The sequence below is a fragment of the Marinobacter aromaticivorans genome, assembly GCF_002806975.1.
In the GTDB taxonomy this organism is placed as follows: Bacteria; Pseudomonadota; Gammaproteobacteria; order Pseudomonadales; family Oleiphilaceae; genus Marinobacter; species Marinobacter aromaticivorans.
This window is the reverse complement of sequence record NZ_NIHD01000011.1, coordinates 67233-80591: the sequence shown is the minus strand read 5'-3', so window position 1 is coordinate 80591 and position 13359 is coordinate 67233. Positions and strand designations below refer to the sequence as shown.

General features: G+C 56.3%; 12 protein-coding genes. 6 read left to right on the top strand and 6 right to left on the bottom strand.

Features of this window, described 5'->3' with window-relative positions:
- The first annotated feature begins 46 nt into the window (after positions 1 to 46).
- Positions 47 to 370, top strand: a complete 324-nt coding sequence (gene fdxA, locus CDH48_RS15160; RefSeq protein ID WP_100689585.1) for a ferredoxin FdxA — start codon at positions 47 to 49, stop codon at positions 368 to 370.
- Positions 371 to 471: 101 nt separating this feature from the next.
- On the opposite strand, the gene CDH48_RS15155 is transcribed toward fdxA, so the two are convergent.
- The 5 genes from CDH48_RS15155 to CDH48_RS15135 all read right to left on the bottom strand — a co-directional run bounded on the left by CDH48_RS15155 (position 472) and on the right by CDH48_RS15135 (position 6517).
- Entirely contained in the window at positions 472 to 1101 is a 630-nt protein-coding gene (locus tag CDH48_RS15155) for a LysE family translocator (protein WP_100689584.1), read from the bottom strand.
- Positions 1102 to 1158: 57 nt separating this feature from the next.
- A complete protein-coding gene (locus CDH48_RS15150) occupies positions 1159 to 2193 on the bottom strand; it encodes a hypothetical protein (protein ID WP_100689583.1) in 1035 nt (344 codons plus the stop codon).
- A gap of 149 nt (positions 2194 to 2342) precedes the next feature.
- Positions 2343 to 3173: a metal-dependent hydrolase gene (locus CDH48_RS15145; protein ID WP_100689582.1), complete on the bottom strand. Its 831-nt coding sequence runs from the start codon at positions 3171 to 3173 to the stop codon at positions 2343 to 2345.
- Positions 3174 to 3416: 243 nt separating this feature from the next.
- Entirely contained in the window at positions 3417 to 4790 is a 1374-nt protein-coding gene (locus CDH48_RS15140) for a solute carrier family 23 protein (protein ID WP_100689581.1), read from the bottom strand.
- A 98-nt stretch (positions 4791 to 4888) separates the two neighbouring features.
- Positions 4889 to 6517, bottom strand: a complete 1629-nt coding sequence (locus CDH48_RS15135) for an acyl-CoA synthetase (protein ID WP_100689580.1) — start codon at positions 6515 to 6517, stop codon at positions 4889 to 4891.
- A 178-nt stretch (positions 6518 to 6695) separates the two neighbouring features.
- Here CDH48_RS15135 and CDH48_RS15130 point away from each other — a divergent pair, with 178 nt between their 5' ends.
- Together CDH48_RS15130 and CDH48_RS15125 are read left to right on the top strand one after the other, a co-directional pair.
- Positions 6696 to 8174, top strand: coding sequence for a sensor histidine kinase (locus CDH48_RS15130; RefSeq protein WP_100689579.1), 1479 nt, complete (start codon positions 6696 to 6698; stop codon positions 8172 to 8174).
- Positions 8167 to 8820, top strand: a complete 654-nt coding sequence (locus tag CDH48_RS15125; RefSeq protein WP_100689578.1) for a response regulator transcription factor — start codon at positions 8167 to 8169, stop codon at positions 8818 to 8820. The genes CDH48_RS15130 and CDH48_RS15125 overlap by 8 nt, the downstream gene beginning before the upstream one ends.
- 26 nt (positions 8821 to 8846) lie before the next feature.
- Here the strand turns inward: CDH48_RS15125 and CDH48_RS15120 are convergent, their stop codons facing one another.
- Entirely contained in the window at positions 8847 to 10259 is a 1413-nt protein-coding gene (locus CDH48_RS15120; protein ID WP_100689577.1) for an aminotransferase-like domain-containing protein, read from the bottom strand.
- 230 nt (positions 10260 to 10489) lie between these two features.
- Here CDH48_RS15120 and CDH48_RS15115 point away from each other — a divergent pair, with 230 nt between their 5' ends.
- The 3 genes from CDH48_RS15115 (at position 10490) to trpB (ending at position 13296) form a co-directional block, all read left to right on the top strand.
- Positions 10490 to 10756: a hypothetical protein gene (locus tag CDH48_RS15115; protein ID WP_157807844.1), complete on the top strand. Its 267-nt coding sequence runs from the start codon at positions 10490 to 10492 to the stop codon at positions 10754 to 10756.
- Between the two features lie 43 nt (positions 10757 to 10799).
- On the top strand, positions 10800 to 11993 hold the full coding sequence (locus CDH48_RS15110; RefSeq protein ID WP_100689575.1) for a BaiN/RdsA family NAD(P)/FAD-dependent oxidoreductase: 1194 nt from the start codon (positions 10800 to 10802) through the stop codon (positions 11991 to 11993).
- Positions 11994 to 12090: 97 nt separating this feature from the next.
- Positions 12091 to 13296: a tryptophan synthase subunit beta gene (trpB, locus tag CDH48_RS15105; protein WP_100689574.1), complete on the top strand. Its 1206-nt coding sequence runs from the start codon at positions 12091 to 12093 to the stop codon at positions 13294 to 13296.
- Positions 13297 to 13359: the final 63 nt, after the last annotated feature.

The window sequence follows — 13359 nt, the reverse complement described above, 5'->3', positions numbered from 1 at the left end:
GCAACGGGCTCCCGATGAGATTGACCACTGGACCAGGGATCTGATTATGGCGTTTATCGTTACCGATAACTGCATCAAGTGCAAATACACAGACTGTGTGGAAGTATGCCCGGTAGACTGCTTCTACGAGGGACCGAACTTCCTGGTTATCGACCCGGATGAGTGTATTGACTGCGCACTGTGTGAGCCCGAGTGCCCGGCCGAAGCCATTTTTTCAGAAGACGAACTGCCCGCCGATCAGCAGCAGTTTGTCGAAATCAACGCCGACCTGGCTGGTAAGTGGCCAAACATCACCGAGAAGAAAGACCCGCTTCCAGACGCCGAAGAATGGGATGGCAAGCCCAACAAGTTGCAATATCTGGAAAAGTGAACCCGGGGCGGGCCTGAGCCAGGCTGCATGATCAGGAATAGTCAGAAGAAAAGAACAAAGGGAAGCGCGGGCGCGCTTCCCTTTTTCGTTTGAATGCCGGCTCAGTTCCCTGCCAGCCGGACCCCCATGGCAATAAAAAAGCCTCCGGTCAGCCCGTTCAACAGCCGCTTAACCCGCACACCAAAACCCGCACCCCGGAAGCGCACAACCACCCAGGCCAGGGCGCATTGCCAGAACATCGCCAGCAGGAAGTGCACGCCGGCGAGTATCAGCGACTGCTGAAAAGCACTTCCGGAGGGATCCACGAACTGTGGTAACAGGGCCATATAGAACAGCGCCGTTTTTGGATTGAGCACATTGGAAAACAGACCTTCCCGAAAAGACACCCCCATGGTAACCCGGCGGCGCACAACGGAAGATGTGTTGCCCGCGGGAACAGGCCCCTGACGTGCAGCCTGTTTTAACGAGCCCAGACCAAGCCAGATGAGATAAAACGCCCCTGCCCACTTCAGCGCCGCGAACGCCCAGGCCGTTTCCAGCAAAAGAAGCGAAATACCCAACGCCGACAGAGTGGCATGAATAAACAGGCCGCTACAAATGCCCACACTGGTTACGCAGCCATCCCGCAGGCCACCACGCCCGGCATTGCGCATAACCAGAAGTGTATCCACACCCGGCGTAACAGTAAGCAGGGTGATGGCAACCAGGTACGCCCAGAACAGCTCAGACAAACCGCCTCCTTCAGAGTGTTGTGCGGAAAGAGCCTGTAGCGCAGGGGGCCAAAGGCATCAGGACGCCCGCGCAAGGATTTTCCGTGCTGCCGCAGAATTATAAAACGCCGATAACCGCCGGCGCACAAGGGCCTCAACATAACCCTCTTCACGAAGCACGTCTATAACCGGCACGGCCCAGGCATCCAGTTCTGCCATGATAATGTCACGGGTAACACCAAGGTCGCTGAGCAGGTCGGTAAGTGGCCGGTCTCCGTACTTCACAAACAGGTGCGCAACCACAGCCTGTGCGCAGCCTGCAAAGTAGTCGGTTTTGCGAAACTGCAGCCAGAACTCATAACCCAGAACCACAAACGCCTGAAGCTCCACGTCACCCAGGCCGTCCTGTAATTCAGCAAGCGTCCGGTCCTCCATGGCAGCCCAGGCTGCCATAATGGTATCCCGCACCTCATCATCAGAAATCGCCCGCTGCAGGAATTGCTCGCTGCGGCTGATGATCCCCGGCAGGCTGTCTGACAGCCAGGCTTTCAAGCGGCGCTCAAAAGTTTCGTCCAGCCCTGGCACGGCCTTGTTAGCCATGCGCTTGCCAAACTTCATCATGGAACCAACGCCGGGTACCGACTTGGTAATCAGGTTGTCTTCATACAGGTAGTTGACGATACCCTGATACACCACGTTCGATACCAGTTCCTGATAAACCGGATGAGCCATGATCTCACTGATCATCCGCTCGCGCTGATGCCTCAGCTCAAGCATTTCCTCCACAAAGCCGGAGGCCTGCTCCCGGGTGAGAACGTCGCCAAGCGCCGTGCTCGCCTGCACCGGCGCATTCAGCACTTCTGTCGCCATGTCCCCCGCCAGCCCGGGGATTCCGGCATCCAGACTCATATCCATCACCACCCGCTGAATCGTCTCCATTACGCGGTCTTCCGACGCAACGCGGTTCAACGTGACAGTGCCCGCCAGCTCAAGAATTTCATCCACTTCCTGTTTGAGAAACTTGCGGAGCTTTGCGCCCTTCAGTGAAGCCAGTTCATGCTTTACATGCAATTCAAGCAGCTTGTCTGCCGCGTTGGTCTTATCTGTGGTCATGGTCTTGCGGGTCCCGCTAATGAAATAAAAACAGTTTGTACAACACTGAACTGCATGAGGCTAACACGAAGGCTTGCAAGGGGCGTTCGCCGTTATTCACTGACATGACCGGGAGAATGAACAGATCGTATTTACAGTTAACCCAACCTTCACGCCGGGTCTCCAACATCGAACTGCCTGAGATTCTTTTCCAGCAGTTCCCTGTTGTCCTGCTGCCAGGGATGAAACCCCTTGCGCAAGTACGCCAGAAACTCGGGCAAACACTGGCGCAAAATGCCGGGTTTGCCCCACAGGAAGTTGAGCCCGCCCATCCAGGTACGAAGGCTCCAGAGCTTGCCATCGGTTTTCAGCAAACTGCAGGTATTCAGAAAGGTGTACCTGAAAAAATTCCAGGTCACAAAAAGAAAAACAATCCGTCGCAGATTCTCGTCACCCACACACTCGCGGTATACGTCAAATGCCACCGATTTATGTTCGGTTTCTTCAATGGCATGCCATTGCCAGAGCCTGGTCATGGTCGGCGTTGCACCCTCAAGCCACTCAGGGTGGCGTAAAATGGCATTCGCCAGCACTGCTGTATAGTGTTCGGCACCGCAGGTGCCCGCCAGTTGCCGGCTCGGGGGCAGCTTGCCAACCCATTCCATATGCTTTTGGAACCGGCGATCCAGGCCCTCAATATCATAGCCCCGGGCTTTTAATGCTTCGTTGTAGGCTTTGTGTTCGCGACTATGCAAGGCTTCCTGACCGATAAATCCCCGAATTTCCCCCTTCAGTTTGGGATCCTGGATTTTGTCCCGGTACAACCTCACCGCATTAATGAACTGCTGCTCGCCATCCGGGAACTGAAGCGACAATGCATTGAAGAACGCCGTGCGGAACGCATCATCACCGTGCCAAAGGGTTTTCAGATCTTCACTGACATCAAAATGCAGGTGCCGTGGCTTAACGCACACGCCCTCGGGAGTAGAGCTGATGGTCATGACTGCCTCCTCTTTATTGTAGCTTTCGAGCGGCGAACAAAAAATCACCAATACAGGCAGTTTAGTCCGCAAAACAAGAGGGAAGGAAGAGGCCGGCGGGGAAAACGGACAGATTGTCACAAAATGACACATCGTCATCCGGGTGCTGGACGCACCAAAAATCTGCAGAAAAAGGGGAGGTATATCACCTCCCAAAGACACACAGGGTCTGGCAGGCCTCCGGCATAACCGGAGACCCCCAATTCAGTGTTTTTCTGCCTTTATAGCGGGGGCTTCAGGGTCAGGTGTAAAGCCAAGCAGTTTGGTTCGCTCAATCAGCAAATAAAGAACCACACCAGTTCCAAGGCCCCAGCCGGCGCCGTACACCGCCAGCACCACGCCCATGGTGCCTGCAATGCCTCGCTCGGTATTATTTTCAAGCTGCTCCAGGCCAACCATCAAACAGATGTAACCGGTCAATAAAAGCGTCAGGGACAAGGCAATGGGCAACACCGGCTGGAAAAAGCTCACCAGCGGCAAAATAAACAGGGCAATAAAGCCGGTAATCCAGAAGGTACCGCCACCGCTGTAAATAGAGTCCATTGCATTGCGGCCATACTTGTAGCGTTCAGCCATGGTAGCGGTAACCGCAGTCCAGATAGGGCCAGCCAGGCCGGGATAGGGAGCGAAGAAGGCGTGCCCGCCATTACGGATAGCCGTTACCAGATGCACCCGGTCGATGCTGTTGTCGATATCTTCGTCTCTGCGAAGATGGTCCACACGATTCATCAGGGACTGACCGACCACTATATCCCCGAAGGCAATAATGTAGGCGATTACCGCTGTTGGAATGGCGTAGAGGAATACTTCAGGGTTGGGAAAACCCACACTGAAAGGCAGATAGTTCCACAACTCATCAAACGCCGGCTTGGTAATGCCCCACTCGACGTCAGGCACATCGTATTCGCCGGTGGCAAAGCCTACGAGAATGGCCACAACCATACCCGGTACCATGCCGTAGTTGGCCACCTTACGGGCAATGGAGTTGCTCTCGACAAAACCTTTGAAAGAAACAGAAAACATCAGGTACAGGCAAACCAGGCCACCCACAATCAGTGAGATGGGCGTGTTTGCCAGGCGTCCGCCGGCTTCAATTTCACCCATCAATGCGGCAATACCGGCACCGATAATAATGCCGCCTTTCATGGAGCGGGGTATCAGGTTCACCAGCTTGCTACCCAGGCGGGTAACGCCGAGAAACAGGAAAATCACAAACACCAGGAACTGCAGTGCGAACATCGCCTTTATGGCTTCTGGCCCGGGCTCGAAATCACTCAGAAAAAGCAGCACAACCGGAATACCCGGCGTTATCCAGCCTGGCACCAGTGGCACTCCCAGCAAGGCAGGCAGCATAAAACCAATGCCGCAAATCACGGCATAGGCCAAGGCCACGTCATAGGGTACGCCAAGGTATTTTTGCAACAGCGGTATCATCGCCAGGCTAACCACAAACATGATCAGGGCCTGAACCATTTCCGCAAATTCCCAGCGGTAATGCACAAACGGAAGGCGAATCTTGAAAGGTCCGGCGGGCCAGTAGGGCTGCTCTTCCCCATTCTTACGGTGAAACATTTGCATAACAGGGTCTCCTGATGCACGCCCCTGGCGTGTACCTGATCAAGTTGTTCTTGTGGTTATATCCGGCAGCACCGGGCCTGGTGCTGCCGGCCGGGAAATCAGTCCAGTTCTTTGGCCTGATCCCTCAGTACGAACTTCTGGATCTTGCCCGTGGAGGTCTTGGGCAATTCCGAGAAAACGATGGTTTTGGGAACCTTGAAGCGGGCAAGATGTTCACGGCAGAAGTTGATAATGTCTTCCTCGCTGACATCCCCGGCCTCTGGCTTGAGGGTTACAAAAGCACATGGGGTTTCGCCCCATTTCTCATCCGGGCGCGCCACCACAGCAGCTTCAAGGACAGCCGGATGGCGGTACAGGGTATCCTCTACCTCAATGGTGGAGATGTTCTCGCCACCGGAGATAATAATGTCCTTCAGGCGATCCTTGATTTCCATGTAGCCGTCTTCGTGCCACACCGCCAGATCCCCGGTGTGGAACCAGCCACCACGGAAAGCTTCTTCGGTAGCCTTGGGGTTTTTCAGGTAGCCCTTCATCACGGTATTGCCGCGCAGGAAGATCTCACCAATGGTTTTGCCATCCTTGGGTACGGGCTCCATGGTATTGGGATCGCCCACCATGGTACCGGCGAGGGTGTGGTAACGAACGCCCTGCCGGGCTTTGATGCGCGCCCGTTCATTCAGAGGCAGCTCATCCCACTCGGATTTCCAGGCACAGACAGTTACCGGGCCATAGACTTCGGTCAGACCGTATACGTGGGTTATCCTGATGCCCATTTCCTCAACCGCGCCAATGACCTGTGCCGGGGGAGCTGCACCTGCGGTCATGGAGCGAACTTCGTGGTCAATACCGGCCTTGGAGGCAGGCGGCACATTCAACAGCGCATTGAGCACAATGGGTGCACCGCACATGTGGGTAACCTGATGCTCCTTGATCAGCTGCAATATCTTTTCCGGATCGACCCGGCGCAGGCAAACGTGAGTGCCCGCCATGGCAGTAATCGTCCAGGGGAAGCACCAGCCATTGCAATGGAACATCGGCAATGTCCACAGGTATACCGGGTGCATGCCCATGGACCAGACAGCCTGATTACCCAGCGCATTAATGTAAGCACCACGGTGGTGGTAGACTACGCCCTTGGGATTGCCAGTGGTGCCGGAGGTATAGTTCAGCGAAATGGCATCCCACTCGTTGTCCGGGAAGCTCCACTGAAACTGCGGGTCACCTTCCTGCAGGAAGGCTTCGTAGTCCAGATCACTCACCTGAACACCTTCACCGTACTCCGGGTCGTCCACATCAATAACCAGCGGCTTGTTGTCGAGCCGGCTGACCGCATCGCGAATGACCTCACCGAATTCACGGTCTGCAATCACCACTCTGGCCTCACCATGTTCCAGCATGAAGGCAATCGCTTCCGCGTCCAGGCGCACGTTCAGTGTATTCAGCACTGCACCGATCATGGGCACACCGAAATGGCACTCCACCATGGCCGGAATATTGGGCAACATGGCCGCCACGGTGTCGCCCCGATTGATGCCACGCCCTTTCAGGGCAGACGCCAGGCGCCGGCAACGGTCGTAGGTTTGCGACCAGCTGTAGCGCACGGCACCGTGAATGATGGCGGGATAATCCGGATAAACGCTCGCGGTGCGTTCTATGAAATCAATCGGAGATTGGACAGCGTAGTTGGCATCCAGGGGCGCAAGGCCCTGGTCGAATATCGAGGTCATGGGGTAATCCTCTTTGTGTGTGCCTGTTGTTTTTGTGGCGTATTCAGCAAAATCGTGAGAGCCGCTATACTTTCTTATGTTCAAGATAGTATTTAACACAGAAGATTATAGAAATTGCACCAACGTATTATAGTACAAATACTATACAAACTTCTCAGCAAGAGATCCTGTCACCACTATGGGTTTTAGCCTGTCAGACGCAGACCCGCAACCAGGCCTGATACTGGATAAATCCGCAAATACCCTGCGGAGCAACCAGGCTGCGCAAGAATTGTGGAAGGAGAAAAACCTCGACGGCCCTGCCGGCCTGCTCCCGCTGAATGTCCGTGCACTGGTCAGCGCAGCGCTGCAGCAGGCACGGGCAATTGAGGATGTGGAGGCGCGAACCGACAGCACCACCCTTCTGTGGACGTTTATCCCCTGTCTGCAAACCAGCCAGGTGTTGGCCCGGGGCCGGGTGGCCACGCACGATATTCAACTACGGGATCAGGCCATCCGGTCCAACCGGCTCTATCGCCTGATTACCGAAAACACCACCGATCTTATTTCACGGCATTCTCCGGACGGGCGCTTTATTGATGCCACCCAGGCCTCCTGGCGCCTGCTGGGTTACTGGCCCGAAGAACTCCGGGGGAAACGGCTCGAGGACATATTCCCCAGCGAAAATGCAGCGGCCAAGCTGATCGAAGCCCATAACCGGCTCAGAGATGACGGCTACGCCACCATGACCCTGGATATCACTCACCGTGATGGCAGCAAACGATGGTTCGAGATCGCAAGCCGGGCCATCCGGGAAACCTACACGGGTGCGGTGATTGAGGTCATCAGTGTATCCAGAGACATCTCGGCGAGAGTCGAGTCGGAAGAAAACAGCCGCAGGCTGGCCGACGAACTTGAACGCGCCGCTCGGTTGGCCACACTGGGCGAACTCGCCTCCAGCATCGCCCACGAAATGAACCAGCCATTGGCAACCATCGTCAACTTTGCCAGCGCCAGCCAGCGTTACCTGAAAAGCGCGACGACGAACCCGGAGCATCTGGAGCGTGTGGACGACGGTCTCCGGAAAGTTATCCATCATGCCAACCGCGCCTCGGAGGTCATACGGCGCCTGCGTTCCTTCCTGCGCAAAGGCCAGAAACGTTCTGTCGACGTTTCCCTGGCACAGACACTCACCAATGTCGCCCGGCTTTGCCAGTGGGAAGCAGACAAAAATCAGGTAGAGATCCTTTGTACACCTGTTGAGCAGGACCCCATCATCACCGCAGATCCCATGCTGCTGGAACAGGTGCTGATCAACCTGATTCGTAACGGCATTGAGGCCAATCTGGAGGCACGCAGCCATCACGGGGGCAAGGCAGGTTCCCGGCTGATACTCTCGGCCCACGTAACCGGGAGCGGCGAAACGCTGATTGAAGTGACGGATGAGGGCCCCGGCCTTGACGAGGAAGGCATTCGACAGATGTTTCAGCCATTTTACACCCGCAAATCCCATGGCCTGGGACTGGGGCTCTCCATGAGCCGGTCGATTATCGAAGGCTTTGGCGGTTTTCTCGATGCCAGGCCAGCTTCTGCCGGCGGCCTGACGCTGATCTGTCGCTTCCCTGCCGCACTGGCAACACGACGCAAACCATTGACGGAGAATTCACCTGATGAGTGATCAAGCTGCCCCTAACGCAACCACCGTTTACATTGTTGACGACGACGCAGGCATGCTGGAGTCCACGCAATGGCTGCTGGAGTCGGTCGGATTGAAGGTGCGGGCATTCAGTGACGGTCGCAAATTTCTTGAGGCCCTGGGCGATAGCCCCGGTGGCTGTGTGGTGCTGGACGTGCGCATGCCGGGCCTTGGCGGTCTTAACGTGCAGGAAGAACTGCAAAAACGAGGTGTTGAACTGCCCATCATCTTTGTTTCCGGGCATGCAGATGTGCCCATTGTGGTACGCGCGTTCAAATCCGGCGCTTTCGACTTTATCGAGAAACCCTTCAACGAACAGCTTCTTCTGGACAGCGTACAGCAGGCACTGCAGAACCGGCAGCAATCCAGCCAACCGGCGCCGGGCGACGATAATACCGATGCACTTATTGCATCCCTCACTCGCAGGGAGCGGGATGTTTTTCTGCCCATGGCCCAGGGCTACACCAGCCGGGAAATCGCCGATCAACTGGGAGTCAGCGTGAAGACCGTTGACCTGTACCGCGCCCGGGTAATGAAGCGACTGGGCGCCGATCGTTTACCGGATGTTACGGGCATAGCCATCACTGCCGGCCTTGTGGACCCGCTCAATCTTCGCATTCAGCCCTGAGCCATGCAGCCGCCATGCGCCCTGTATCAGCGCCGGGCAAGCTCCTCATGTGCCAGCGCCCCAAGCCGGGCAATTGCCTGGTCTATGCGTTCGCTCCAAGGGTTGCCGCCGTTCAGTCGCAGGCAGGATTCGAACTTGTCCGAGATCGAAAACATCAGCCCCGGAGCTACATTGATATTCTCTTCACGGGCGCGGTGATAAACCCGGGTTCCCGAAACCTCCGCAGGCATCTGCACCCAGAGCACAAAACCACCCTGCGGCCTGCTCACCGCCGTACCAGAAGGGAACGACCGAGCCACGGCCGCTCTCATACGTTCCGTCGCCTCCCGGTAATTCTGGCGGGCAGAGCGCAGATAACGATCATAGCCGCCCTGTTCGAGAAAATGCGCAACCGCCAGTTGCGGAATGGAAGAGGTCGCCAGGTTGGAAAAGTACTTTTGTTGCCTGGCGCTGGCCATGTAGCGCCCCGGTAACATCCAGCCCAACCTCAGCCCGGGAGAAATGGTCTTTGAAAATGAATTGCAGTAGATCACGTTGTCCGAACGGTCAAAGGCCTTGGCAGGCCTCGGCCTTTCGCCTGTGTGGTAGAGGTCTCCGTATATATCATCCTCTATCAACGGCACGCCAGCGGCGGCAAGCATGGACACCAGTTGCTTCTTACGTTCATCCGGCATTCGGGCGCCCATGGGGTTACTGTGGTTGGTTACCACCACACAGGCTTTCAGGGGCCACTGCTCCAGCGCCAACTGCAGGCCTTCAAGGCTGAGACCGTCGGACGGGTGGGTTGGGATCTCTATCGCCCGCAGCCCGACCACTTCCAGGGCCTGCAGAATCCCAGGAAACGAGGGTGACTCAACCGCCACTATGTCCCCGGGCTGGGTAACGGCGCGCAAACCGAGAATAATAGCTTCCTGGGCGCCGTTGGTAACCAGCACATCATCAGGCGTAACCGGAACGCCCACGGAGGCCATACGCTGGGCAATCTGCCTGCGAAACGATTCCTTACCGGGAAAGGCGTAATCCAGGGTTTCAAGGCCACGCCGTGCAGCCCACAGCGTGCACTGCTGGATCTGCCGCAGCGGCAGGTAATCCGCATGCGGAATGGCGGTTGCCAGCGGCACCATGCGCTTTTGCTCATCGGCACACAACTCAAGGGTCATCTCCCGCGCGGTGACCGGAACCGGGCGGCTACGATGCCTGTGCATTACCGGCTCCGGGGCATCAACCACAGGCAAGCGCACGAAATAGCCACTACGCTCCCGGGCCTCAAGATACCCCCGGGCTTCCAGGGTCTGATGTGCCTGCAGCACTGTTGAAATACTGACATCAAACTGCTTGCTCAGTATCCGCACACCGGGCAGGCGATCCCCGTCCCGGTAAACCCCGTCCCTGATCAGCGCCTGTAGCCTGTCTGCCACCTGGTTATATAGAACGCCCATCCCATCTGCCTCACCGAATCAGAAAAGCCTTCGCCCCACGCGGACAGCCAGGGCACCTGCTGCAACAGATCAGCATCAGACCGAAAGGGTACAGATGCCGCAAAAACCGACCAGTACAGATGATGATCCGATCCTTCTGTACCGGTTCAAAAACAGATTATCTGAATCTGTTATGGCTGTCAGCAAAGAAGGACAATAACAACATCGCAAACAGAAGCAGGAGTTTCATAATGGGCATAGCAAACATTCACGCTCTGGCAGCAACCCGCAATAATCTTTTTGGCCTGCAACCTGACGCTCCGTCGCTATTCAACGCGAAAGACAAAACCAGCCAGCAATGGCTGCAAGACCTCGGGTTTTCTGTGAACCGGACAGACGCGGAACACTGGGTAATCACCTACAATAAACCACTGCCCGAGCTACATTTTTACAGTGAGCGCGAGCTGGAGCAGTTTGCCAGTTACAAGGCTCACCACTACGCCATACAGCAGCCCTGAGACTGGTATACTGCGCGCCAAATGTTTCAATCGGCGGGCAGTAATGACGGCAAGTTCCAGCAACCAGTACGACGTAATCATTATCGGTGCCGGCGCCGCCGGCCTGATGTGTGCTGCGACCGCCGGCTATCGCGGGCGCAAGGTGCTGGTTGTTGATCATGCCAACAAGCCCGGCAAAAAGATCCTCATGTCCGGTGGCGGGCGCTGTAACTTCACCAACCTCAACAGCACGCCTGCCAATTTTCTCTCCGACAACCCACGTTTCTGTATTTCCGCCCTCAAGCGTTACACGCCGCAGAACTTTCTGGATCTTGTTGAGCGCCACGGCATTGAGCATGAAGAGAAAGCTGCTGGCCAACTGTTCTGCAAAGACAGCGCGAAAGATATAGTCACTATGCTACTGACTGAATGTGACTGGGCAGGTGCCGAAATCCGCATGAACACCAGCGTGAAAGGCATCGCCAAAGAAACCAACCATTACCGTGTGGATACCAGTGCTGGCACCCTCACCTGCGAATCTCTGGTCATCGCCAGTGGAGGCTTGTCCATCCCCACCATGGGCGCCACAGGGTTCGGTTACGAGGTTGCCCGGCAGTTCGGCCTCAGGGTTCTGCCCACCCGGGCCGGGCTGGTGCCCTTCACCCTGCACCCGGAACTGAAGCAGCAGCTTGCACCTCTCTCAGGCGTCAGCTGCCCGGTGGATGCGGCCTGCAATAATCATCATTTCCGCGAACCCATGCTGGTCACGCATCGGGGCCTTAGCGGGCCTTCGATGCTGCAGATCTCCAGCTTCTGGCAGCCTGGCGACGCGTTGACCATCAACCTGCTTCCGGATCGCAATATCCACGACGATCTGGTTTCCCTGCGCAAACAAAAGCCGCAATCCACGATTGTTCATTATCTGGCCCAACACCTGCCCAGACGTTTTGCCCAGGCTTTTAACGATATTTATGGCTGGAGTGGCCCGCTTCAGGGCTACAGGAACAGTGACCTTGAACAGGTCTCGGAAACGCTTGGGCGGTGGACAGTCAAACCGGCTGGAACCGAAGGCTATCGAACGGCCGAAGTGACACTGGGCGGTGTAGACACCCGTCAGCTTTCCTCAAAAACCATGGCGGCGCTGGAGCATCCGAATTTGTATTTCATCGGCGAGGTTGTAGACGTAACGGGGCACTTGGGCGGGCATAATTTCCAATGGGCCTGGGCTTCGGGGGTAGCGGCAGGGCAAGCAGTCTGACCTGATAACGCTGTCTCCCTGCCCAGTTGCCACCGGCATTGAGTGACCACGAACGGGACGCTATTATTGCTCCATCATTTCAAAAGAGACACTGTTTATGAGCACGCCTTCCCCCTACGATAACCTGCCAGACGCACAGGGTTTTTTTGGAAAATACGGCGGGCAGTTCGTGCCGCCGGAACTGAAACAGGTAATGGACGAAATCAGTGCAGCCTACCAGGAGATCCGCCAGCGCAAGGATTTTCAGGACGAACTGGCTTACTTGCTGGCGGATTATGTAGGCCGGCCCAGCCCGGTTTTCTACGCACGCCGGCTGTCCGAAAAACTCGGTGGCGCACGCATTTACCTGAAGCGGGAAGATCTTAACCATACCGGCGCTCACAAGATCAATCACTGCCTGGGCGAAGCCTTGCTGGCGAAGTTCATGGGCAAAACCAAGGTGATTGCCGAGACCGGCGCCGGCCAGCACGGCGTGGCCCTGGCAACGGCCTGTGCTCTGGTGGGCATTCCCTGTGAGATTCACATGGGTACGGTGGATATCGCCAAAGAGCATCCGAATGTGACCAAGATGAAAATCCTTGGCGCCACGCTGATTCCGGTTACCCGCGGTACCGCCACCCTGAAAGACGCTGTGGACAGCGCCTTTGACGAGTACCTGAAAGACCCTCAGAATTTTATTTACGCCATTGGTTCTGTGGTCGGCCCGCACCCCTTCCCCGGTATGGTTCGCGATTTTCAGTCCGTTGTTGGTCGCGAGGCCCGTGCGCAGTTTCTGGAGCGCTACAACAAGCTGCCGGATTACATAGCGGCCTGCGTGGGTGGTGGTTCCAACGCTATAGGAATTTTCACGGCTTTCCTGAATGATGAAAGCGTCAGGCTGGTGGGCGTAGAACCGGCTGGTGAAGGCCTGGACACGGATCATCATGCCGCAACCATGACTCTGGGCAAACCCGGCCAGATCCATGGCATGGCCTGTTATGTTCTTGAAGACGATGAGGGTAACCCGCAACCGGTCTACTCCATAGCGTCCGGCCTGGACTACCCGGGCAGTGGCCCGCAGCATAGCTATCTCAAGGATCTGGGGCGCGTGGAGTATGCCTGCGCTACAGACACCGAATGCCTGGATGCATTTATGATGCTGTCGCGGGTGGAAGGCATTATTCCTGCCCTGGAAAGTGCCCATGCCGTTGCCTGGGCCATAAAGGAAGCACCAAACCTGTCCCCGGAGCAGTCAATACTGATTAACCTTTCCGGCCGTGGTGATAAAGACGCGGATTACGTGGCAGAAAAGCTCGGGCTCTGAGCCGGCAACAACTGTTTAAGCGCGCTCCGGAAAAGGCGAAGCAGGCTTCATGCTTCGCCTTTT